This window comes from Stenotrophomonas daejeonensis (genome assembly GCF_001431505.1).
Lineage (GTDB): Bacteria > Pseudomonadota > Gammaproteobacteria > Xanthomonadales > Xanthomonadaceae > Stenotrophomonas > Stenotrophomonas daejeonensis.
Window position 1 is genome coordinate 56481 of sequence record NZ_LDJP01000006.1, and the last position, 23697, is coordinate 80177.

18 protein-coding genes and 2 pseudogenes are annotated in these 23697 nt (G+C 69.2%); 11 read left to right on the forward strand and 9 right to left on the reverse strand.

Annotated elements, in window-relative coordinates; all coding sequences use genetic code 11:
- The first annotated feature begins 32 nt into the window (after positions 1-32).
- The gene (locus ABB34_RS01000; protein ID WP_083490008.1) at positions 33-2441 is read left to right on the forward strand and encodes a serine/threonine-protein kinase; all 2409 of its coding nucleotides are present in this window, start codon (positions 33-35) and stop codon (positions 2439-2441) included.
- A gap of 48 nt (positions 2442-2489) precedes the next feature.
- Here ABB34_RS01000 and ybaL read toward each other — a convergent pair whose 3' ends face one another.
- Positions 2490-4211 carry a YbaL family putative K(+) efflux transporter gene (gene ybaL / locus ABB34_RS01005; RefSeq protein WP_057639373.1) on the reverse strand — a complete coding sequence of 574 codons (1722 nt, stop codon included), beginning with the start codon at positions 4209-4211 and terminating at the stop codon, positions 2490-2492.
- Between the two features lie 297 nt (positions 4212-4508).
- A complete protein-coding gene (locus tag ABB34_RS01010; protein WP_057639374.1) occupies positions 4509-6929 on the reverse strand; it encodes a TonB-dependent receptor plug domain-containing protein in 2421 nt (806 codons plus the stop codon).
- A 308-nt stretch (positions 6930-7237) separates the two neighbouring features.
- Between ABB34_RS01010 and ABB34_RS01015 the strand changes: the two are divergent.
- Positions 7238-8828 (forward strand): annotated as a pseudogene (locus ABB34_RS01015) (ABC-F family ATP-binding cassette domain-containing protein); the annotation flags it as partial.
- A 65-nt stretch (positions 8829-8893) separates the two neighbouring features.
- Positions 8894-9112: pseudogene (locus ABB34_RS15825) on the forward strand (ABC transporter C-terminal domain-containing protein); the annotation flags it as partial.
- 81 nt (positions 9113-9193) lie between these two features.
- Here ABB34_RS15825 and ABB34_RS01020 read toward each other — a convergent pair.
- Positions 9194-10063, reverse strand: coding sequence for a LysR family transcriptional regulator (locus ABB34_RS01020; protein WP_057639376.1), 870 nt, complete (start codon positions 10061-10063; stop codon positions 9194-9196).
- 173 nt (positions 10064-10236) lie between these two features.
- Here ABB34_RS01020 and blaCESS point away from each other — a divergent pair, with 173 nt between their 5' ends.
- From blaCESS to ABB34_RS01040, 4 genes are all read left to right on the forward strand, one after another.
- A complete protein-coding gene (gene blaCESS, locus ABB34_RS01025) occupies positions 10237-11124 on the forward strand; it encodes a CESS family extended-spectrum class A beta-lactamase (RefSeq protein WP_057639377.1) in 888 nt (295 codons plus the stop codon).
- Positions 11125-11187: 63 nt separating this feature from the next.
- Entirely contained in the window at positions 11188-12396 is a 1209-nt protein-coding gene (locus ABB34_RS01030; RefSeq protein WP_057639378.1) for a cation:proton antiporter, read from the forward strand.
- Between the two features lie 208 nt (positions 12397-12604).
- Positions 12605-14362 (forward strand): aspartate--tRNA ligase, encoded by a 1758-nt coding sequence (gene aspS, locus ABB34_RS01035; RefSeq protein ID WP_057639379.1) that lies wholly within the window; start codon positions 12605-12607, stop codon positions 14360-14362.
- 10 nt (positions 14363-14372) lie between these two features.
- The gene (locus ABB34_RS01040) at positions 14373-14903 is read left to right on the forward strand and encodes a GNAT family N-acetyltransferase (protein ID WP_057639380.1); all 531 of its coding nucleotides are present in this window, start codon (positions 14373-14375) and stop codon (positions 14901-14903) included.
- A 76-nt stretch (positions 14904-14979) separates the two neighbouring features.
- Here ABB34_RS01040 and ABB34_RS01045 read toward each other — a convergent pair whose 3' ends face one another.
- The 5 genes from ABB34_RS01045 to ABB34_RS01065 form a co-directional block, all read right to left on the reverse strand.
- A complete protein-coding gene (locus ABB34_RS01045; RefSeq protein ID WP_057639381.1) occupies positions 14980-15777 on the reverse strand; it encodes an alpha/beta fold hydrolase in 798 nt (265 codons plus the stop codon).
- A 164-nt stretch (positions 15778-15941) separates the two neighbouring features.
- Positions 15942-16811 carry a hypothetical protein gene (locus tag ABB34_RS01050; RefSeq protein WP_211258133.1) on the reverse strand — a complete coding sequence of 290 codons (870 nt, stop codon included), beginning with the start codon at positions 16809-16811 and terminating at the stop codon, positions 15942-15944.
- A gap of 115 nt (positions 16812-16926) precedes the next feature.
- On the reverse strand, positions 16927-18486 hold the full coding sequence (locus ABB34_RS01055; protein ID WP_057639383.1) for an FAD-dependent monooxygenase: 1560 nt from the start codon (positions 18484-18486) through the stop codon (positions 16927-16929).
- 355 nt (positions 18487-18841) lie between these two features.
- Positions 18842-19765 (reverse strand): alpha/beta fold hydrolase, encoded by a 924-nt coding sequence (locus ABB34_RS01060; RefSeq protein ID WP_211258134.1) that lies wholly within the window; start codon positions 19763-19765, stop codon positions 18842-18844.
- Between the two features lie 34 nt (positions 19766-19799).
- On the reverse strand, positions 19800-20228 hold the full coding sequence (locus ABB34_RS01065; protein ID WP_057639384.1) for an organic hydroperoxide resistance protein: 429 nt from the start codon (positions 20226-20228) through the stop codon (positions 19800-19802).
- 112 nt (positions 20229-20340) lie between these two features.
- On the opposite strand from ABB34_RS01065, the gene ABB34_RS01070 reads away from it, so the two are divergent.
- The 4 genes from ABB34_RS01070 to ruvC all read left to right on the forward strand — a co-directional run bounded on the left by ABB34_RS01070 (position 20341) and on the right by ruvC (position 23378).
- Complete coding sequence (locus tag ABB34_RS01070) at positions 20341-21180, forward strand: AraC family transcriptional regulator (RefSeq protein ID WP_057639385.1); 840 nt, start codon at positions 20341-20343, stop codon at positions 21178-21180.
- Positions 21181-21379: 199 nt separating this feature from the next.
- Complete coding sequence (locus ABB34_RS01075; protein ID WP_057639386.1) at positions 21380-21997, forward strand: alpha/beta hydrolase; 618 nt, start codon at positions 21380-21382, stop codon at positions 21995-21997.
- Positions 21998-22063: 66 nt separating this feature from the next.
- Complete coding sequence (locus tag ABB34_RS01080) at positions 22064-22789, forward strand: YebC/PmpR family DNA-binding transcriptional regulator (protein ID WP_057639387.1); 726 nt, start codon at positions 22064-22066, stop codon at positions 22787-22789.
- Between the two features lie 67 nt (positions 22790-22856).
- Positions 22857-23378 (forward strand): crossover junction endodeoxyribonuclease RuvC, encoded by a 522-nt coding sequence (gene ruvC / locus ABB34_RS01085; protein ID WP_057639388.1) that lies wholly within the window; start codon positions 22857-22859, stop codon positions 23376-23378.
- A gap of 67 nt (positions 23379-23445) precedes the next feature.
- On the opposite strand, the gene ABB34_RS01090 is transcribed toward ruvC, so the two are convergent.
- Positions 23446-23697, reverse strand: a 252-nt coding sequence (locus tag ABB34_RS01090; RefSeq protein ID WP_211258135.1) for a crossover junction endodeoxyribonuclease RuvC, incomplete at its 5' end; no start/stop codon positions are given.

Genomic DNA, 23697 nt, shown 5'->3' on the forward strand with positions numbered 1-23697 from the left:
CGGCCGCGAGCAACACCAAACGGGGAAACGGGATGACCGCCAAAACCGAGCAACAACGCTGGCGTCGATTGTCGCAACTGTTCGAGCAGATGGCAGACATGCCGGTGGATGCGCGCGCGGCCTTCCTTGATTCCGAATGCGGCGGCGACCTGCCAATGCGCGCACAACTGGAGCGCATGCTGGCGCTGGACGACGCTCCGCACGTGATGGACGAAGGCGTGGGCATGGTGCTGCAGTTTGAGCCGGACGAAACCGGCTGGATCGAACAGGCCGGCAGCGAACGACTGGGCCACTGGCAATTGCAGGGGATGATCGGCACCGGCGCGACCGGCGCGGTGTTTGCCGCCTGGCGCTGCGATGACACCGCCCAGTGCGCGGCGGTCAAGCGCTTGCGCCAGCGCTGGGATGGCAGCCCGCAGGCGCTGCGTTTCCTGCAGGAGCGGCGCATCCTGGCGGCGTTGTCGCACCCGAATATCCCGCGCCTGCTCGATCATGGCCTGGATGCCGATTCGCGGCCCTGGTTCGCATTGGAACTGGTGCAAGGCCAGACGATCACCGACTGGGCCGATGCACGGCAACTGGGCCTTCCCGCGCGCATCGAGCTGATGCTGGCGGTTTGCGCGGCGGTTCAGCACGCGCATGCGCGCTTCGTGGTTCATCGCGACCTCAAGCCCGGCAACATCCTGGTCAGCGAGGAGGGACACCCGATGGTGCTGGATTTCGGCGTCGCCAAGCGCCTGGATCTGCACGAGGGCCAGACCGGCACTGGATTGGTGGCAGGCTTCACCCCGGAATACGCGGCGCCGGAGCAGGTCAGCGGCGGACCCATCAGCGCGGCTACCGACGTGTATGCGCTGGGCGTGGTGCTGTATCAACTGCTGACCGGGCGGCTGCCATATGTGCTCAATGCACTGAACCTGCAGCGCATGGCCGAGGCGATCGCCGAGCGCGTGCCGCTGCGGGTGGACCATGCCATCGTCTCCGACGGCGATGCCGCGCGCGATGCGCGCCTGGCCTCGCGCAGCATCGACCTGAAGCATTTCCGGCGCTACGTGCGCGGAGACCTGGCGCGCATCCTGCAGACCGCACTGGCGAAGGAGCAGGAGCGCCGCTACCCCAGTGTCGAAGCCTTCGCCCGCGACATGCGGCGTTTCCTTGATGGCCGCCCGGTGTCGGTCAGCGGCGATACGTTCGGCTATCGCGCAGGCAAGTTCGCGCGGCGCCACCGCGGGGCCGTGTCCATGGCGGCGATCGCCGTGCTGGCGGCGGTGACCGGCGTGATCGGCATCGTGCACCAATCCCAACGCGCGCATGTCCAGGCACAGCGCGCCGAGGCCGAGGCCGTGCGTGCCGAGCACGAGGCGCGGCGCGCCCGCGCCGAAGCCGACAGCGCGGCGGCCTCCAACGACTTCCTGCGCAGCGTATTCGCGTTGAATGTGCCGACGGCGGCCAACCGGGAGCCGACGCTGCGGCAGGCGCTGGAAAAGGCCGTGGCGGAGATGGAGGCCGAAAGTGTCGCCGTGCCGTTGATGAAAGTGCGTTTCCTGCTTGCCGCCGCCACCAGTTTCGAGAGCTTTGGCGAGGAGGCACGCGCCACCGCGCTGGTACGCCAGGCGCTGGCGTTGCAGGAAAGCCAGCTGCCCGCGGCCCGGGACGAGCGCGCGCGTTCGCTGTTGCAGTTGGCATGGCTGCGGATGAACTACGAGCCGGAACAGGCGCTGCGGTGGGCACAGGAGGGTTTCGCCCTGCAGCAGGGCAACGACCTGGTCAGCTACAGCGCGATGAGCGAGGCGTATTCGCTGCTGGCCGCTGCGTACTACGGCATGGGTGACATGGAGGCTGCGCTGCGGACCACGCGGCAGGGCCGTGCCTACATGCGGGGGCATGGGCAGGGCGAAGACAGTACCGACATGATCGCTTCATGGACCAACGAGGCGGTCATGCTGACCGACATGAAGCGATTTGATGACGCCATGACGGTTCATGCGCAGGCCATGGCCGGTGTCGAGGCCCGTCATGGCGTGCAGTCCACCGAGGCATTGTTGCAGCGTCTGTACGCCGGCTACACGTTGAACGTCGCCTCCCGTTTCGCCGAAGCAGTGTCCATGCTCGAACCGGTGCAGCCGGACCTGCTGGCGCGGCTGGGTGGCGACCATCCCAAGGCGCAACTGGCGAACATGCAGGCCGGGCGCGCCTTGATGGGGGTGGGGCGCAATGCGGACGGTGCCGCGTTGATGGCGCAGGCGCATGCCTACGGGCGCGACCACGATTTCGAGGGGCGCCAGGACGTGGTTGCGGCGATGCTCGCAACCGCCTTGGCCAGGAGCGGGCAGTGCGTACAGGCCCGGGCGGTGATGCGCGAGATGCTTGCCCGCGGGCTTTCCGTCGAGGGAAGCTGGTCCACGCCCCTGAAGAACACCCGTTGCGGACAGGACGAATGACGGCGCGGCTGTTTCCCGTGGATTGGCGGCCGTACCGCTGCCGCGCCGTCAATAGGTGGCAGGTGGCAGTGTGGGTGATGACGCGGGCGCGACCCGCATGGCGCGGTACGGCGGCGTGGCCATGACCATTTCCGCCAGCGAATGCGCCAGCTCGCGCTCGGCCATCACCGTGCCGTCGGCGCCGTGTTCGAGCAGGTGCTTGACCTCGGCATCGCTGTGCGCGCGCGCCAGCAGGGTCAGGCCGGGATTGATGGCGCGCAGCTTGGCCAGCGCCTCGCCGGCTTCCAGCGGCTGCGGAATGGCGAGGATGGCGATCTTGGCGCGCTCGGGGTGGGCCTCGGCCAGCACCCGGTCGGCGGCGGCGCTGCCGCGGATGCCGGGGATGCCGGCCGCGTGCGCACGCTCGACGTGCTCGCGGTTGTCGTCGATCACCAGCAGCGGCACGCCGCGGTCGTGCAGCACCTGCGCCAGCGTGCTGCCGACGCGGCCGTAGCCGATGACGATGGCGTGGTCGTGCAGGTCCAGCGACGGGCCGGGCGGGATGTCCGGCACCTCCGGCACCGGCTGGGCCTCCTTGTGCCGGGCCTGCCAGCGGTCGAGCAGGCTGAACACCAGCGGGTTGAGCATGATCGACACCAGCGCGCCGGCCAGCACCAGCGATTGCCCGGCCGGCGGCAGGATCTTCAGCGCCACGCCAAGGCCGGCGATGATGAAGGCGAACTCGCCGATCTGCGCCAGCGAGGCGGAGATGGTCAGCGCCGTGCCCTTGGAATGGCCGAACAGGCGCACGATGAAGAACGCGGCGGCGGACTTGCCGAACATGATGATCGCCACCGTCGCCAGCACCTGCCACGGGTGCTCGAGCACGATCTTCGGATCGAACAGCATGCCCACCGAGACGAAGAACAGCACCGCGAACGCGTCGCGCAGCGGCAGCGAATCGTGCGCGGCCTTGTGGCTCAGTTCGGATTCGTTGAGCATCATCCCGGCGAAGAACGCGCCCAGCGCGAACGACACGCCGAACAGCGCGGCCGCGCCGAACGCCACGCCCAGCGCGATGGCCAGCACCGACAGGGTGAACAGCTCGCGCGAGCCGGTGCCGGCGATGCGCTCCAGTACCCACGGGATCACCCGGCGCCCGACCACCAGCATCACCGCCACGAACAGGCCCAGCTGCACGAAGGTCCAGCCGATGGAGGCCAGCACGCTGCCGACGCTGTGGTGCTGGCCCTGCGCCTCCGGCCCGAACACCCCGGCGATCACCGGCATCATCACCAGCGCCAGCACGCAGGCCAGGTCCTCGACGATCAGCCAGCCCACCGCGATCTTGCCGCGGGTGGTCTCCAGCAGGCGCCGTTCCTCCATCGCCCGCAGCAGCACCACGGTCGAGGCGGTGGCCAGCGAGAAGCCGAAGATCACCCCGTGCAGCGCCGGCCAGCCCATCAGCGTGGCCACGCCCCAGCCCAGCAGCGTGGCCACCGCGATCTGTCCGATGGCGCCGGGGATGGCGATGGCCTTCACCGCCATCAGGTCCTTCAGCGAGAAGTGCAGGCCGACGCCGAACATCAGCAGCATCACCCCGATCTCGGCCAACTGGTTGGCCAGGGTCTGGTCGGCGACGAAGCCCGGCGTGAACGGCCCGACCACCACCCCCGCCACCAGATAGCCCACCAGCGGCGACAGCCGCAGCTTGTTGGCCAGGGCGCCGAACACGAAGGCCAGGCCCAGGCCGATGGCGATCATGTTGATCAGGGCGGTGTCATGGTGCATCGGGACTCGCAGAAGAAGGGGATGGGCCGATTCTACGGATGTTGTGCGGCCGGGCGGAAATGGTGTGGTGGTTGTGTCGGCCAGCGGTCGGTTTTCCCTTCTCCCTCTGGGAGAAGGTGCCCCGAAGGGGCGGATGAGGGTACGGGCGAAGCCTCGTGCAGCTTGATATTGCGAGGGCTTCGCCCTCGTACCCTCTCCCCAACCCCTCTCCCAGAGGGAGAGGGGCTTACTCAAAAACGCGCATGCCCCGGTTTCCCGGGGCATGCGCGCATCGCTCACTGTCCGGCGTTTGCCGGCTCACCACTTGTAGGTGATGCGGCCGTAGGCGTAGGCGCCGTTGAAGCCGGCCGGCGAGTAGTTGCTGTACGGGAACATGCCCGAGGACGAGTTGGCGAAGATGCTGCGGTCCGGGTGCGAGTCCAGCACGTTGTCCGCACCCAGGGTCAGCGTCCAGCGCTCGCCGGGCTTGTAGCTGGCCGAGACGTCGACGATCCACTGCGCGCCGAAGGTCTGGTCGTTGGCCGCGCCGCTGGTGGGGCGGTTGCTGAAGCTGCCGTAGCGGGTGGTGGTCAGGCCGATGTCCCAGCGCTCGGATTTCCACACGCCGCCGAGGATCACCTTGTCCTTCGGGTAGCCTTCCTCGATGCGGCCGCGCTCGTCGCGGGCGATGCGCGAGGGCGCGAGCGCGGTGAAGGTGTTCCACGCGGCCGGGTCGGCGGCGATGCCGGTGATCTCGGTCTTGCTGTAGCCGTAGCTGGCGGTGAGGTCCAGCGAGCTGGCCGCCAGCGGCACGCTGTAGGTGCCGACCACGTCCACGCCGCGGGTGCGGGTGTCGATGGCGTTGGTGAAGTAGTTGAACGAGGTCACGCCGTTGACGCCGAGGCTGGCCAGCAGGTCCTGCGCGGCTTGGGCGGCGTCGATCTTGGCCTGGTTGCCGGCGTAGCTGGGGTTGTTCGGGTCGATGTTCAGCGGCGAGGACAGCACGATGCGGTCGTCGATCTCGATCTGGTAGGCATCCACGGTCAGGTACAGGCGCTCGCTCGGCTGCAGCACCAGGCCCAGGCTGTAGGAGGTGGACTTCTCCTGCTTCAGCGGTTCCGAGCCGAGGGCCAGGGCCGCCGCGCTGGCGGCCGGGAAGGTGCCGCGCTGGGTGAACACGCCGCTGCTGTCCACCGAGCTGGTAATGACCTGGTAGTTCTGCTGCGCCAGCGAGGGTGCGCGGAAGCCTGTGGAGGCGGTGGCGCGCAGGGCCACCGCGTCGGTGAAGGCGTAGCGCGCCGACAGCTTGCCGGTGGTTTCGTTGCCGAAGTCCGAGTAGTCCTCGTAGCGGCCGGCGATGCCGGCGGAGAACTTGTCGGTGAAGTCGCCTTCGAGGCCGGCGTAGACGGCGTAGTTGTGGCGGTCCGAATGCACGGCGTTCTCGACGGTGAAGCCGCCGAAGCCCTGCGCGCCGCCGCCGAAGTACGAATCGGCCGAACCCGGCGACTGGTTCCACTTCTCCTGCCGGTACTCGGCGCCGAAGGACAGCGTCACCGGGTAGGCCAGGCCCCAGTCCAGCGCCTGCGAGAAGTCGGCGTTGACCACGTTCTGGGTGTACTCCAGCGCGCCGTCGTAGAAGCTGGTCGGGCTGCTGCTGCCGAGGCTGTAGTTGACCGTGTTGCGGGTGTGGAAGTCGATCTTGTTGTAGCCGTAGTTGTAGCTCACGTCCCAGTTGAAGCCACCCTCGGTGCTGCCCTTCAGGCCGGCCACCAGCGAACGATCCTTGGAGTACTGGTTGATCTCCGGCACGAAGCCGTCCGGGTAGAACTGCGCGGTCAGCGGGTTGTGGTTCTTCGAACGGTAGAACGCGAACGAGGTGATGTCGCGGTTGCTGGCCGCCGCGGTGGCGTAGCCGGTGAGCGCGTCGCCGAACTGGAACTGGCTGTTGGCCGACACCGCCGTGGCCTGCACGCGCGGGTCGCCGATGACGAAGGTCTTCTCGCCGATGCCGGGGAAGTTGCCGGTGTCCGGGGCGGTGCCCTGGTACGGGCCGGCGCGGTTGCTCTCGTCCTGGTCGCTGACCTGTCCGGCCACGTGCAGGGTGCCGCGGCCGTCGCCGAACTCGACGCCGGCATCGCCGGAGAGCTGGTACTTGTTGCCGTCGCCGGCCGAATACTGGCCGTAGTCCACCGCCAGGCTGCCGCCCTTGCCGGCGCCCTTGAGCACGATGTTGACCACGCCGGCGATGGCGTCCGAACCATACTGGGCCGAGGCGCCGTCGCGCAGCACTTCCACGCGCTCGATGGCGGCGATCGGGATCGCGTTCAGGTCGGTGGCCGAGGAGCCGCGGCCGATGCTGCCGTTGACGTTGAGCTGGGCCGAGGTGTGGCGGCGCTTGCCGTTGACCAGCACCAGCACCTGGTCGGGCGAGAGCCCGCGCAGCTGCGCCGGGCGGATGCCGCTGGTGCCGTCGGTCAGCGCCGGGCGCGGGAAGTTGAGCGAGGGCAGGGCGCGCGCCAGCGCGGTGGCCAGCTCGCCGGTGCCGGTGGCCGACAGCGCCTCCGGGGTGATGATGTCGATCGGCGACTGCGACTCGGCCACGGTGCGGTCGGCCACGCGGGTGCCGGTGACGATCACGGTATCCAGCGTCTGCGCACTGGACTGGGCGAAGGCGGAAGCGACCGGGAGGCCGAGCGCGATGGCAACGGCGAGGGCGAGCGTGTTGGATTTGCTGTTCATCAGATTGCGGCTCCGGTGGAGTTGGCGGCACCCGGCGGCGGATTCGGCCGGTGGAGTGGGTGTGTCATCACGGATTAATGGAAAATTTACGTTGTGTCAAATCCGGCGCGGCCGTCTACATCGTTGCTTTTGAAAGCGTTTTTGCGGGCGGGACATCGGTGCGTACTTCGGTAAAGTGCCAGGGAACGATCGAGGCGGGACGGGATCGGGCGCGCTCGATGCGTTGGTCAAGTATTCGTTAACGCTAGAATCGCGTCGCAGGAATGCTCCTTGTTTGGACATTCCATACGGTTATAACGAGCCCATTCATGATTTCCCTACGTAATTTCGCCCTGCGCCGCGGCGAACGCCTGCTGCTGTCCAACGTCGACCTCACCCTGCATGCCGGCTACCGCGTCGGCGTGGTCGGCCGCAACGGCGCCGGCAAGTCCAGCCTGTTCGCCGCCGTGCGCGGCGAGCTGGAGGCCGACAAGGGCGACGTGTCGCTGCCCGGCAAGGTCCGCATCGCCGACGTGGCGCAGGAAACCCCGGCGCTGCCCGACCGCGCCATCGACTTCGTGCTCGGCGGCGACGACGTGGTGGCCGCGGTGCTGGCCGAGGAGGCCGCGGCCACCGCGCGCGAGGACTGGGAGGCGGTGGCCGAGGCGCACACCAGGATGGCCGAGCTGGGTGCTTACGACGCCGAGGCACGCGCCGGCAAGCTGCTGCACGGCCTCGGCTTCCCGGCCGAAACCCATGCGCGCCCGGTGGCCGCGTTCTCCGGCGGCTGGCGCGCGCGCCTGAACCTGGCCCGCGCGCTGATGATGCCCAGCGACCTGCTGCTGCTCGACGAACCGACCAACCACCTCGACCTCGACGCGGTGTATTGGCTGGAACAGTGGCTGCTCAAGTATCCCGGCACGCTGCTGCTGATCTCGCATGACCGCGAGTTCCTCGACAACGTCGCCACCCACACCCTGCACCTGCATGGCGGCAGCGCGAAGCTGTACACCGGCGGCTACACCGACTTCGAGCGCCAGCGCGCCGAGCACCTGCGCCAGCAGCAGATCGCGCACGAGAAGGAACAGGCCGAGCGCGCCCACCTGCAGAGCTTCATCGACCGCTTCAAGGCGCAGGCCAGCAAGGCCACGCAGGCGCAGAGCCGGATGAAGCGCCTGGCCAAGATGACCGGCACCGAGGCGGTGCGCGCCGAGCGCGAGTTCCGCATCGAGTTCTCCGCGCCGGCCAAGCTGCCGTTCTCGTTGATCCGCCTGAACAACGTCGAGGCCGGTTATGGCGACGACGCGGTGATCCTCGAAGGCGTGGGCTTCGGCCTCGAAGCCGGCCAGCGTGTCGGCCTGCTTGGCCCCAACGGCGCCGGCAAGACCACGCTGGTCAAGACGCTGGTGGGCGACCTGCCGCCGCTGGCCGGCGAGCGCAGCGCGCACCCGGACATGAAGATCGGCTACTTCGCCCAGCACACGGTGGAATCGCTGCGCGAAGGCGCCACGCCGATGGATCACTTCCGCGACATCGACCCGGACGGCGTCAACCAGTCGTTCCGCGACTTCCTCGGCAAGTGGAACTTCCCCGGCGACCGCGCGTTCGAGCCGGTGGACGGCTTCTCCGGCGGCGAGCGCGCGCGGCTGGCGCTGGCGCTGATCGCGTGGCAGCAGCCGAACGTGCTGCTGCTCGACGAACCCACCAACCACCTCGACCTGGAAATGCGCGAAGCGCTGGCCGAGGCGTTGAGCATCTTCGAAGGCGCGATCGTGATGGTCAGCCACGACCGCCACCTGATCGGGCTGGTCTGCGACACCTTCTGGCGCGTGGCCGACGGCGTGGTCGAGCCGTTCGCCGGCGACCTCGACGAATACGCCGCGTGGCTGCGCACCCGCGCCACCGCGCAGGGCGCGCGCAGCAAGGCCGAGCGCGCCGACAAGGCGGAAAAGCCTGTCGCCGCCTCGGCCCCGATTGCCGCCGCGCCGGTACCGTCGAAGAAACCGGTCAATCCGCACAAACTGGAAGCGGCCGAGCAGAAGGTCGAGCAGCTCGGCGCGGCGCTGGCCGACCTCGACCGGCAACTGGCCGACCCGGCCAACTACGCCGATGCGGCGAGGATGGGCAGGCTGGGCGGCGAGCGCGAAGTGCTGGCGCAGCAGTTGGAGCAGGCCGAAGCGGCGTGGATGGAGCTGCTCGACTAGACCGCGGCATGACGTAGGAGCGCACTTCAGTGCGCGATGAGGCCTTCCCGGTAAAGCCACATCGCGCACTGAAGTGCGCTCCTACGACGCCCTCTGCGCCTGCAACCACAGGCGGAAGCGCCTGAGCGGCTCGCGTTCCGGCCGCGAACGCAGCCGCGTCAGCCAGTAGCGGCCCAGCGTGAGCGTCTGCGCGAATGGCTGCAGCAGCCGCCCTTCGGCCAGTTCCTGCTCGAACATGCGCAGCGGCAGCAGCGCCACGCCGGCGCCGGACGCCGCGGCGCTGGCCAGCGTCAGCGAGGAATCGAACACCGGACCGCGTGCCTCCACCCCGGCGGCGCCGGCCGCCTGCAGCCAGCGCGGCCACTCGTCGTTGCGGTAGGAACGCAGCAGCGTCGTCCCGGCCAGTTCGCGTGGCGCGTGCAGGCGCCGCGCCAGCACCGGCGCGCACACCGGCGCGAACGGCGCATCAAGGATGGCCGTGCAGTCCTGCCCCTGCCAGTCGCCGTCGCCGAAGCGGATCGCCAGGTCCAGCCCTTCGCCGGCCAGGTCGATGCGGTTGTTGTGGGTCTGCAGGCGCAGCTCGATGTCCGGGTGCGCGGCCTCGAAGGCCGGCAGCCGCGGCAGCAGCCAGCCGGTGGCGAAGGTGCCGACCACGCCCACCGTCAGCACCTCGCGCATGCGCCCGCCGGTGAAACGGTCCAGCGCGATGCCGATGCGATCGAAGGACTCGGTCAGCACCGGGTGCAGCGCCGCGCCTTCGTCGGTCAGCGCCACCCCGCGCGGCAGCCGGTGGAACAGCGTCACCTGCAGGCGCTCTTCCAGCGTGCGGATCTGGTGGCTGAGCGCGGCCTGGCTGACGCACAGCTCCAGTGCCGCGCGGGTGAAGTTGAGGTGGCGCGCGGCAGCCTCGAACGCGCGCAGGGCGTTGAGCGGGAGCTGGGGGCGGATCATGCGGGAGTCATCAATATGGGTGATGGATATTGCCACTATCTGGCGGAAAATGTGCCGGAATGTGGGTAAGTAACATCGAAAAATCTAATGACTGACGATGAAAATTCGCGCTGGTCCGCAATGCGCCCGCCGCCAACAATCGCCGCAGCCCGAACCCGTCAAGGAGAACCCGCATGTTGGCCCGCCGCCAGTTCCTGAAGTTCAGCGCCGGCACCTTGGCCGCCGCCGTCCTGCCGGCGCTGGCGCGCACGCCGGCATCCGCGTCCGTCGCGACGGACGACTTCGCCGCGCTGGAGAAGCGCAGCGGCGGCCGGCTCGGCATCTGCCTGTGGCACCCGGCCAGCGGCGCGCGCTTCGGCCACCGCATGGACGAGCGTTTCCCGATGTGCAGCACCTTCAAGTTCCTGCTCGCCGCCGCGGTGCTGCACCGGGCCGGTCGCGGTGAACTGTCGCTGGACCGGCGCGTGCCGGTGCGCGCCGCCGACATCCTCCACCATTCGCCGGCCAGCACGCGCCACGTCGGCAAGGACATGAGTGTGCGCGACCTGTGCCGGGCCACGCTGACCATCAGCGACAACGCCGCGGCCAACCTGCTGCTGCCGCTGATCGGCGGGCCGGCCGGGCTGACTGCCTTCCTGCGCGCGCAGGGCGACGCGCTCACCCTCTGCGCGCGCCACGAGCCGGAACTCAACCTGTTCGCGCCGGGTGACCCGCGCGACACCACCAGCCCGGCGGCGATGGCCGGCAACCTGCAACGCTTCGTGCTGGGCGATGCACTGGAACCGGCCTCGCGCATGCAACTGGCCGACTGGCTGATCGACAACCAGACCGGCGATGCACGCCTGCGCGCGGGTTTGCCGCGCGGCTGGCGGGTCGGCGACAAGACCGGCAGTGGCTACGAACGCGACGGCATCACCAACGACATCGCCGTGCTGTGGCCGGAACAGGGTGGCGCGCCGTGGCTGCTGGCCTGCTACCTGCAGGGCTCGACGCTGGGCGACGACGACCGCAACGGCATCCTGCGCCGCGTCGGCGAACTGGCCGCCATCCACATGGGGTGAGGGGTTTCCGCGTCCCGGCGGATGTGTACCCTGTGCGCCTGTCCGGAAAGGAAACAAGGCTGCATGAGCCGGGAACTGGTCTATCTGTCGCTGATCTTCGCGTTGCTGGTGATCCCGCGTGCCCTGCAGCGCTTCAGCGTGCCGGCGCCGCTGACCTGCCTCGCCTTCGGCATCGGCGTGATGCTGTGGCTGGGCGATGGCGCGCAGGACCCGGTGGTGGGGCTGTTGTCCACGCTGGGCATTTCCTCGCTGTTCCTGTTCGCCGGCCTGGAGGTCGACCTGCAGGACCTGCGCCGCGGCATGTGGCCGTTGCTGGTGCACCTGCTGATCCGGGTGGCCACGTTGGCGGGCGTGGCCTGGCTGGCATGGCATTACGCCGGGTTGTCATGGCAGGCGGCCGGCCTGCTGGCGTTGGCGCTGCTGACCCCTTCCACCGGCTTCATCATGGAGTCGCTGTCGCGGCTGGGGTTGAGCGACGCCGAGCGGTTCTGGGTCAGTAGCAAGGCCATCGCCGGCGAACTGCTGGCGCTGGCCGCGCTGTTCGTGGTGCTGCAGGCGGGCGACCCCGGCCACATGGCGCTGTCCAGCCTGGCGCTGGTGGCGATGATGGTCGGCCTGCCGTTGCTGTTCATCGCACTTGGCCGCTGGGTGGTACCGCATGCGCCCGGTTCGGAGTTCTCGCTGCTGGTGATGGTCGGGTTGCTGGCGGCCTACATCACCTATGCGCTGGGCGTGTACTACCTGGTCGGTGCCTTCATCGCCGGGCTGGTCGCGCGCCTGCTGCAGCAGCGCATGCCCTTGCTGGCCTCGCACGAGAACCTGCATGCGTTGCGCCTGTTCGCCTCGTTCTTCGTGCCGTTCTATTTCTTCGGCTCCGGCACCCATGTGCCGGGCGAGGCCCTGAGCTTCGAGGCATTGGGGCTGGGCGTGCTGCTCACCCTCGTCGTGCTGCCGCTGCGCATCGCGCTGGTGTGGCTGCAGCGGCGGGCGATGTTCGGCGAGAGTTTCCGCTCCAGCCTGCGGGTGTCGCTGGCGTTGTCGCCGACCCTGGTCTTCACCCTGGTGCTGGCCGGCATCATGCGCGAGCGCTTCGAGGTGCCGGCGGTGCTGTACGGGGCGTTGTTGCTGTATGCGGCATTGAACACGCTGTTGCCGTCGCTGGTGTTCCGCGCGCCGCTGGACGTGGACCCGCTGCAGAACGAGGGGGAAGCCGCCCCGGCCGTTGCGGAAGCCACGGTCGTCGCCGAGGCGCCGGCGGCACGGCCGGAGTGAGCCGCCGATGCGCCCGCATGGGCGCGGGAGCGGGGCAGGGACCCGATGGGCGGTGCCTTTGTTCAGGTTCGGCGGCCGAATCGCGGGCCATGCCCCGCCCGGGCGGGGCATGACCGTCCGGCGGATTTGCCCCGTCCCGCGCGCGGCCGCAAAATAGCCGGCTTTCCCGGCCCCTTCCGGTGCCGGTATTCCCCCTGCGGAGCTTTCCATGCGTACCCACTTCTGCGGCCTGGTCGACGAGACCCTGATCGGCCAAACCGTGACCCTCGCCGGCTGGACCGACGTCGCCCGCAACCAGGGCGGCGTCTGCTTCATCGATCTCCGGGATCACGAAGGCATCGTGCAGGTGACGGTGGAGGTCGACAACGCCGAGGTGTTCGCCGTGGCCGCGTCGCTGGGCTACGAGGACGTGTTGCAGGTCGAAGGCGTGGTGCGCGCCCGCCATGCGGTCAACGACAAGATGCGCACCGGCAAGGTGGAGGTGATCGCCTCCCGCATCACCGTCCTCAACAAGGCCGCGCCGCTGCCGTTCCACGCCCACGAGAACCCGGGCGAGGACACCCGCCTGAAGTATCGCTACCTCGACCTGCGCCGCCCGGAGATGCAGCGCATGCAGCGCACCCGCATCAAGCTGGTGCAGGCGCTGCGCCGCCACCTCGACGCGCGCGGCTTCCAGGACATCGAGACCCCGATCCTGACCAAGGCCACGCCGGAAGGCGCACGCGACTTCCTGGTGCCGGCGCGCATGCACCCGGGCGAGTTCTACGCGCTGCCGCAGAGCCCGCAGCTGTTCAAGCAGATCCTGATGGTGGCCGGCTTCGACCGCTACTACCAGATCGCGCGCTGCTTCCGCGACGAGGCGCTGCGCGCCGACCGCCAGCTGGAATTCACCCAGCTGGACATGGAGTTCGCCTTCGTGCGCGAGCGCGACGTGCAGGATTTCGTCGAGGACATGATCCGCGCGGTGTTCAAGGAAGTGGTGGACGTCGAACTGGACGCGCAGTTCCCGCGCATGACCTGGGCCGAGGCGATGCGCCGCTATGGTTCGGACAAGCCGGACCTGCGCATCGCGCTGGAACTGGTGGACGTGGCCGGACTGGTCAAGGACAGCGGGTTCGCGGTGTTCACCGGCCCGGCCAATGACGCCGACGGCCGCGTCGCCGCGCTGCGCATCCCGGGTGGTGCGGCGCTCAGCCGCAAGCAGATCGACGAATACGCCGCGCACGCCGCCAAGTACGGCGCCAAGGGACTGGCCTACGTCAAGATCGCCGACAACGGCGAGGTCAGTTCGCCGATCCAGAAGTTCTTCGACGAGGCCGCCTTTGCCGCGCTGCTCCAGCACGTCGGCGCCGGCAACGGCGACATCGTGTTCTTCGGTGCCGGCGGCTACAACAAGGTGTCCGACTTCATGGGCGCGCTGCGCCTGAAGGCCGGCAAGGACTTCAACTTGGTCGCCGACGGCTGGCGCCCGCTGTGGGTCACCGACTTCCCGATGTTCGAATGGGACGACGAGGAGCAGCGTTACGTTGCGCTCCACCATCCGTTCACCGCGCCGGCAGTCGATGACGTGGCCGACCTGCGTGCCAACGCCAAGACGGCGGTGTCGCGTGGCTACGACATGGTGCTCAACGGCAACGAGATCGGCGGCGGCTCCATCCGTATCCACCGCCCGGAAATGCAGAGCGCGGTGTTCGAACTGCTCGGCATTGGCGCCGAGGAAGCCCGCGCCAAGTTCGGCTTCCTGCTCGATGCGCTGAACTACGGCGCGCCGCCGCATGGCGGCATCGCCTTCGGCATCGACCGCATCGCCGCGCTGATGGCCGGCACCGAGTCGATCCGCGACGTGATCCCGTTCCCCAAGACCACCGGCGCGCAGTGCCTGATGACCGACGCACCGTCGCCGATCGCCGACGCGCAGCTGGCCGAAGTGCACGTGCAGGTGCGCCCGCAGCCGGCCAAGGGCTGAGCCGCGGGCGATGGTTGCCGTCATCCGCCGCGCCACGCCCGATGATGCGGGCGTGTTGTGCACGCTGGCCGAGCGCACCTTCGTGGAGACGTTCGGCCACCTGTACCCGGCGGACGACCTGGCGTTCTACCTGTCCATCGCCTATCCGGTGGACGTGCAGCGCGAACAGCTGGAATCGGGCGATTACGCGGCGTGGTTGCTGGAAATCGACGGCGAGGCGGCCGGCTTCGCCTTCGCCGGTCCCTGCGGCCTGCCGCATGCCGACGTGCGACCGGAAGACGGTGAACTGAAGCGCTTGTACGTGCTGCGCGAACATCAGGGCGGCGGCTGGGGCGGCAAGCTGTTCGCCGAGGCCGAGTGCTGGCTGCTGGAAGCCGGCCCGCGCACGCTGTGGATTGGCGTCTGGTCGGAGAACCTCGGCGCACAACGCTTCTATGGCCGCCACGGCTTCGGGAAAACGGGCGAATACGAATTTCCGGTCGGCCGCGTGCGCGACCGCGAGTTCATCCTGTGCCGGCCCGTGGGTGCCACCGCAGCCTAGGGCAGGTTCTTCCCATGCAACGATGATGCGGCGGACCTCGCGGCCCGCCGCATCCTGTTCGTGCCTGCCGGCTTGCTTACCGCGCGGTTGCCTGCACGGCCTGCTCGATCACTGCGGCCACGGCCTGCGGCTGCGAGGTCATCACCACGTGCGAGGCACCGGGGATCACCACCGTGCCGCGTGAGCCGGCCCGGTCGGCCATGTACTGCAGCGCCCGGGCCGGGATGTTCCTGTCGGCGTCGCCGTAGATGAACCACGCCGGGGTGTCCTTCCAGCGCGGCTGGCGGCTGGCCTCGGTCAACGCTGCTTGGGACAGCGGACGCTGGGTTGCGGCCATTACCGCAGCCTCGGCCTCGGGGACATCGCTGGCGAACTGCTGCCAGAATGCATCCTGGCGGATGTACAGGTCTTCGCCACCATCGGCGTGCCGTACCGGCTCGGCCAGCGCGGCGGGCAGGGTGCTGCCGGGGAAACGGCCGGTCAGCTCCAGCACGGTTTCACCCTGCTCGGGGGCAAAGGCGGCCACGTATACCAGCGCCTTGATCTTCGGGTTGGCATGGACGTTGGAAATCACCGCGCCGCCGTAGGAGTGGCCGACCAGCACCACCGGGCCGGGCGCCCGCTCGACCAGGCCGTCGACCACCTCGGCATCGCCGGCCACGCTGCGCAGCGGGTTGCCCGCGGCGACCACGGTGTAGCCGCGGGCGGTCAGGCGCGGCACCACGCCGTTCCAGCTGGCCGATTCGGCGAATGCGCCGTGGACGAGGATGACGGTGGTGTTCCGGCCATCGGCTTCGGCAGCCGATGCGTCGGCAGCGAAGGCCGTGGTGGCGGCGATGGCAGTGGCCAGGGCGATGGACTTGAACGACTTCATGGTGGATCTCCTTCCGGTCTGTGGTGGGCTGGCCGGTCGGCCAGTGGAGTCCAAGATACGGAGCAAGCCCGGACTGCATGATGCTTGAAATCCTGAAAACATGATCCATCGTCCTGATTGCGGTATGGGCTCCCCCGGCGCTCCGTCGCTGCCAGGTCCGGCCCTCAGCGACCGGAGCCGGCCTCCCGCACGCCGGCTCCGGTGAACGGCGTTCCACCGGGGGCGCGGCAGGCGATGAAGCCGGCACCCAGGGCGGCGATGGCTGCATTGACCCGCTGCGGGTCCTGTTCCGCATGTCCGGACACGGGGGCGATGCCGAGGTGCGCCATCTGCGCATCGTCGAAGTACAGGAAGTGGCGTGGCGCCGGCGAGGGGCCACCGCAGTGCGCATCGTCGAGCGAATCCACGGCCAGCGCGTCGAACCCGTGCACGATGCGCGGATCGACGCCGATCCGGTGGTAGAGCGCATCCTGGCGCGCCTGCGATGCATCCAGCGATTGCCCGATCGCCCGGCGGTTGGCCTCCGGATCGGGCACCGTCGCCCCCTGCGGTCCATCCAGGTATGCCTCCAGCATGGCCAGTGCCCGGGCGCGGTTGCCGGCGGAGAAGCCGCCGTGGAAGAGCAGCAGCGCCGCGGGCTGGACATGGCGGTCGTGCACGCCGGCATAGAAGTAGTTGGCGCATGCCGAAGCGCAGACCCCGACCACGTGCACGCTGGCGTCGCGGGCCTGCAGCTTCTCGGCCAGGGCCAGCGCGGTTTCCGAATCCCCGCCGCGCGAACGCACGACCAGCAGCGGCTGCGCCGTCTCCGGGACCGCGTCGATCCAGGCGTGCAGCGCCTCCAGCGAGCCATTCGCGACGACGCCATCGAAACAGGCGGCCGCCGGGGAAAGAACCAGGGTTTGTGGATCGTCTTCCTGGTCGTTCCAGGCGCGGCCCTCGATCCAGGCGTGGCATGCCTGCACCGGATCGGCGGCTTGCGCGGCGTCGGCCCGGGTGGGGGAAGCGCTGCCCAGAAGCATCAGAAGGGACATCAGGGGGGTAATCATCGGTAGTCATCCAGACAGGGGAGGAGGGGCGGTATCAATGACGTGCGGGCACCGGTTCGGCGGCGACCGCCATGCGTGAACCGGTCATGGCGTTGGCCGGTCAACCGTGCAGGCAGGCCACCCGGCGGAATGCGTCGGCCAGGCAGGCATTCCGTTCCGGCGCATCATCCGGCCGGCGCCATGCGACCACGCCATCCGGCCGGACCAGCGAGACGCCGCGTGCGGTCACGCCATAGGCAGCGTTGAATGCGTCCGGGTGGTCGAACCGGACGTCCACGCCGACATGCACGGTATCCAGCGGCAACCCCAGGCGCCCGGCCATTTCCCTGCCGGCGGCGATCCACTCCGGGGCCTGGCTGAGCAGGGTGAAGTGGCGCGTGGACAGGTCGATCGTCGAGATGCGGGCGCCCTGCCGGGTGATCCAGGCATGCGGCGCACGGGTGCCCGGCTGGCCGGCCCAGACCTCCGGCGCGGCGGCGGGAGGCAGTTCCGCACCGGCGCCGAGGACGATGTGCGAGCGCTGCAACTGGCCCAGTTCCATCGCCGCATCGCCGTACAGGGTGGTTTCCAGCGGGGACTCCAGCCAGCGCGCATAGTCGGGCCGGGCGAAGGTCTGCTGGTGGCGCAGCCAAGCGATCGGCTGGCGCTCGCTGCCGTAGCTGTCCAGCAGGGATGGATGGGAGACACCCTGCAGCACCAGTTGCAGCTTCCAGGCCAGGTTGCCGGCATCGTCGATGCCGGTGTTGGCGCCGAAACCGCCGCGCGTGGGCGGGAGCTGGTGCGCGGCGTCGCCGAGCAGGAACACGCGCCCGCGGCTGTAGGCATCGGCGATGCGGCCGGCCATCTCCCAGCGGCCGGTGGTCATCCGGTCGAACGGGAGGTCCATGCCCAGCGCGGCACGGATCGCGTCGTCGAGCTCGGCCTCGCCGCGGGGGCGGTCGTCGTCGAACATCAGCACCCAGCGGCCGTCGCCATAGGTGGTCAGGAAGCCCTGCACGCGCGGATTGTCGATCTGGAACTGCTGGACCCCGCGCTCCAGCCATGCATCGGCACCGGGGCAATGGAACAGGACGCTGCGCAGGGTGCGCAGGTACCCGACCCCGTGGCGGGCAATGCCGGCCTGTTCGCGGACCGGGCTGGCAGCACCGTCGCAGGCCAGCAGGTACGTCGCGTGGAGTTCATGGGCGCCGCCGCCGGCACGGTCGCCGATGGTGGCGACGATGCCGTCTTCCACCTCGCGCCAGCCGAGCAGGCGCTGCCCGTACCTCAGGTCCGCGCCGCGCTCGATCGCGGCCTGGCGCAGTATCGGTTCGAGCCTGTCCTGGGCGATGGCGGCGCCACGGCATGGCGAGTATGCCGATGCCGGCGGTTCCGGCTTGCCTGGCGTCCATGGCAGCGGCTCGCTCCAGTGGCCGGCAAGGCTCTGCGCCTTGACCCGGCGCAGCCGGCTCCCGGGCGGTGCCTGCGGTATGCGCTCGCCGATGCCGGCCGCGCGGTACAGCTCCAGGGTGCGCTCGGTGAAGCCCATTGCGCGCGGGTGTGGCGAACTGCCCGGATGCTTCTCGACCAGCACGTGGGCAACGCCGCGCGTGGACAGGAACAGCGAGGTGGACAAGCCGACAAGGCTCCCACCGACGACGAGGACGGGGGTGTGGTGCATGGCAGGGACTCCAGATCGAATGCCGCAGGCGACGGCAAAGGCCGTGGCCGGGCTTCCTGGAAAGCAGCGTTCGGGATTGCCAACGGGGTGGCTACGCGCGCGCGGCGACAGGAAGCGGCACACGTCCGCCTTCCGTCGTGGTCCGCGTCCCCATCGGGGCTGGAACAGGGCTGCCTGGCAATTGCCGGTTGGCAGCTGGCCGGGGCTCACCACGCCGGCCCGCCTTTTTCGACCGGGCTTTTGTATCGCAGGCGAGAACCGCTGGCAAGGTGCGGTGTCGGCGATCGACCTGCCTTCACCGCAGGGACGGCCGCATGTCAGCTGCGGCCGTCCGGTTCGCCGATGCGCTACCCGCTCACTTGCGCAGGAAGGCCAGCAGGTCGCGGTTGACCCTGTCCTTGTGGGTATCGGTCAGGCCGTGCGGCGCACCCGGGTAGACCAGCAGCTCGGCACCGTCGACCAGCGCGGCCGAGGCCCGGCCGGAGCTGTCGATCGGCACGATCTGGTCGTCGTCGCCGTGGATCACCAGGGTGGGCACGTCGAACTTCTTCAGGTCGTCGCGGAAGTCGGTGGCCGAGAACGCGGCGATCGAGTCGTAGGTGTTCTTGTGCCCGCCCTGCATGCCCTGCGCCCACCAGCTGTCGATCAGGCCCTGCGAAACCTCGGCGCCGGGACGGTTGAAGCCGTAGAACGGGCCCGAGGCAAGGTCGAGGTACAGCTGCGAACGGTTTTCCAGCGAGGCCTTGCGGATGCCGTCGAACACGTCGATCGGCAGCCCGCCCGGGTTGTCGGCGGTGCGCAGCATCAGCGGCGGCACGGCGCTGACCAGCACCGCCTTCTTCACCCGGCCGGTGCCATGGCGGCCGATGTAGCGCGCCACCTCGCCGCCGCCGGTGGAGAAGCCGACCAGGGTGACGTCGTCGAGGCCGAGGGCCTGGATCACCGCGGCCAGGTCGTCGGCGTAGTGGTCCATGTCGTTGCCGTCCCAGGGCTGGCTGGAACGGCCGTGGCCGCGGCGGTCGTGGGCGACCACGCGGTAGCCCTGTCCGGCCAGGAAGATCATCTGCGACTCCCAGCTGTCCGAGCTCAGCGGCCAGCCGTGGCTGAAGGTGACGACCGGACCGTCCTTCGGGCCCCAGTCCTTGTAGTACAGCTGCACGCCGTCGGCAGTGGTGATGTGGCTGCCCTGCACGGTGGCGCGGGCAGCGATCCGGTCAGGGCTTTCGGTGGCCTGGGCGCCAGTGGCGGCGACGGTATTGGTGATGGTGTTCATGGTCATGGTTCTCCTGGTCAGGGGGTGTGCATGGGAAGGGTCAGTCGGCGACCACGAGCGACACGTCGATGTTGCCGCGGGTGGCGTTGGAATACGGGCAGACCACGTGGGCCTGTTCGACCAGGGCCTGTGCCTGGTCGCGCGGCACCCCCGGCAGGCGGATGGTCAGTTCGACCTCGATGCCGAAGCCGCTGGCGATGGGGCCGATGCCGACCTTGCCGGTGATCCGGCTGTCGGCGGGCAGGGCCAGCTTCCGGCGGCCGGCGACGAGCTTCAGCGCGCCGAGGAAGCAGGCCGAATAGCCGGCGGCGAACAACTGCTCGGGATTGGTGCCGTCGCCGCCGGCGCCACCGAGCTCGCGCGGGGTGGACAGCTTCACGGCCAGGGCGCCGTCGGAGGAAAGGGCTTGGCCTTCGCGGCCACCGGTGGCAGTGGCGGTGGCGGCGTAGAGGATCTTGTCGATGGACATGGCGGGTTCCTTGGCTGGAGGGATGGGTGCCCGGCGGGCAGGACCTACTTTGCGCGCCCGGCTGATACGATCTGCGACGTGGAGTCCTGAAAATTTGACTTGGAGTACTGAAGTGGTCGATCGCCTCGCCGTCCTGCTGGAGCGCTTTCCGGTAAGCGCCCAGGTCTTCAACGCCGGTGCGTTGTGCGGGATCAACCTGCTGGAAGCCGACGACGTGCATGGCCAGTTGCACCTGCTGCGGCGCGGGCCGCTGGAGGTGTCCCATGGGGGCGCGCCGGTGCGGATCGACCAGCCCAGCGTGCTGCTGTATCCGCGGCCGCTGTCCCACCGCTTCAGTTCCGACCCCGTGCATGGGGCCGACCTGACCTGTGCCAACCTGCGTTTCGAGGGCGGCATGCACAACCCGCTGGCCGACGCGCTGCCGGCCTTCGTATGCATGCCGCTGGCGGCGCTTGAAGGGGCCGAACCGGTGCTGGCGCTGTTGTTCGAGGAGGCCTTCGAGCGGCGCTGCGGCCGCCAGGCGATGATCAACCGCCTGTTCGAGGTGGTGATGATCCAGTTGCTGCGCCAGTTGATGGAGCGGGGCGAGATTGCCGGCGGCTTGCTGGCCGGGCTGTCGCACCCGCGCCTGCGGCATGCCCTCGTCGCCATGCAGGAAAGCCCGTGCCGCGAGTGGACGCTGGAGGAACTGGCCGCCGTCTCGGGCATGTCGCGCAGCGTGTTCGCGGCCACCTTCCGGGAAACGGTGGGAAGCACCCCGGGGCAATATCTGCTGGGATGGCGGGTGGCGCTGGCGCAACAGGCGCTGCGTCGGGGGCGGCCGCTGAAGGTCATCGCCGCCGAGGTCGGCTACGGCAGCGAGGCCGCGCTGTCGCGTGCGTTCAAGGCGCATGGCGGGCTGTCGCCCAGGGCCTGGAAACAGCGGCAGGATGCCGGCGTGCCATCGAATTGAATACCGGCCCGGGCGCATCGCATCGGCACGCCGGGTGTCCGGCCACGCTGGCTGCCTTCAGGCCTGCGGTCATGGGCGTGGCCGGCAAGCCATCGGCATTTCACCTGCCGTTTCATCACCGCCATGTCCAATGCACACTGTCTGCTTTGCAATGCGGTGAGGCATGAAGGAAAACGCAGGAATCCCCCGTCCCGGCGTCATGCTGTTGCATGGCATATGGAATTCGCGTGCCTGGATCGGGCCGCTGGCCTGGCGGCTGCGCATGCGTGGCTTCGCGGTCGAGGTGTTCGGTTATTCCAGTGTGTTCGGCGGCCCGGATGTTGCCGTGCCGCAACTCGTGCAGCGGCTGCGCCGCGGTGGCCAGGTGTCGCTGGTCGGCCACAGCCTGGGCGGGCTGGTGGCGCTGGAAGCCCTGCGCCGGGCGCCGGAACTGGACGTGCCGCGCGTGGTCTGCCTCGGTTCCCCGCTGCTCGGCAGCGACACCGCGAAGATGCTGGCCGGCCACGGCTGGATGGCGGCATTGGGGCGCAGTGGCGACCTGCTGCAGCATGGCCTGGCCGAATGGGACGGCCGGGCGGAAGTGGGGCTGGTGGCCGGCAGCGTGCCGCATGGCCTGGGCGCCCTGATGGGCGCGCTGCATGGCGATTCCGACGGCACCGTGGCACTGGCCGAAACCCGGCTGCCGGGCCTGGCCGACCACTGCGTGGTGCAGGCCAGCCACAGCGGCCTGGTGCTGTCGCCGGAGGTGGCCGACCTGACCGCCGCATTCCTGCGCGCCGGGCGCTTCCGCGAAGGGGCCGCGCGCCGCGCCGCCTGACGGGGCCATGCCGGGGATCGGTTAGAATCCGCGCTCCTGTTCCTGACAGAAGTACGGTAGATCCCAATGGGTAGAGGTCCCTCCATCGAAGCCCGCAAGAACGCCTCCGACGCGAAGCGTGGCAAGATTTTCACCAAGATCATCCGCGAGATCGGCGTGGCCGCGCGCGGTGGTGGAGGGGACCCCAACAACAACCCGCGCCTGCGCGTGGCGATGGACAAGGGCCTGGCCGCGAACATGTCCAAGGACGTGATCGAGCGTGCCATCAAGAAGGCCACCGGTGAGCTGGAAGGCGTCGAGTACGAGGAAGTGCGCTACGAGGGCTATGCGCCCGGCGGCGTGGCGGTGATCGTCGACTGCCTCACCGACAACCGCGTGCGCACCGTGGCCGACGTGCGCCATGCCTTCTCCAAGTGCGGCGGCAACATGGGCACCGAGGGCTCGGTGGCCTTCATGTTCAAGCGGCTGGGCGTGCTGAGCTACGCGCCGGGCGCCGACGAGGAGAAGATCACCGAGGCAGCCATCGAAGCCGGCGCCGACGACATCGTCGTCTACCCGGATGATGCTTCGATCGACGTGGTCACCGCGCCGGAGAGCTTCCAGTCGGTGAAGGATGCGATGGAGGCGGCCGGGCTGGCCGCCGACCATGCCGAGATCACCTTCCGCGCCGACAACGACATTGCCGTCGAGGGCGATGTCGCGCTGCAGGTGAAGAAGCTGTTGGACATGCTGGAAGACCTGGACGACGTGCAGGACGTGTATTCCAACGTCGACCAGGCCGGCCTGGTCTGAGCGCGCGCGTCACAACGCGTGAGACGGCGGCCGGCGATGATGGCCGCCGTCCCTCCCGGCCACGGCAATGACCCGCATCCTCGGCATCGACCCCGGCTCGCAGCGCACCGGCATCGGCATCATCGACGTCGATGCCGGCGGCCGCGCGCGGCACGTCCACCACCAGCCGCTGGTGTTGCTGGGCGCGGACGGTTTCGCCCAGCGCCTGAAGCTGCTGGTGCAGGGCCTGCATGCGTTGATCGCGGAATACCGGCCGCAGGAAGTGGCGATCGAGAAAGTGTTCATGGCCAAGAATGCCGATTCGGCGCTCAAGCTCGGCCAGGCGCGCGGCGCGGCGCTGTGCGCGGTGGTGCTGCGCGACCTGCCGGTCAGCGAATACGCCGCCACCGAGATCAAGCTGGCCGTGGTCGGCCGCGGCGGCGCGGAGAAACAGCAGGTGCAGCACATGGTCGGGCTGATGCTGGGCCTGCAGGGCAAGCTGCAGGCCGACGCCGCCGACGCGCTGGCCGTGGCCATCACCCATGCGCATGTGCGTGCGACGGCCGGGCGGCTGGGTGTGGATACCAAGCAAGCTTGGAGTCGCAAATGAACCAGTTGCAGCCGGCGCTGTTAGAGCCCCTCTCCCTTTGGGGCGTAACCGCACGGCTGCAACTGGTTCATTTGCGACTCCAAGCTTGCTTGGTATCCACACCCAGCCGCCCGGCCGTCGCACGCACATGCGCATGGGTGATGGCCACGGCCAGCGCGTCGGCGGCGTCGGCCTGCAGCTTGCCCTGCAGGCCCAGCATCAGCCCGACCATGTGCTGCACCTGCTGTTTCTCCGCGCCGCCGCGGCCGACCACGGCCAGCTTGATCTCGGTGGCGGCGTATTCGCTGACCGGCAGGTCGCGCAGCACCACCGCCCACAG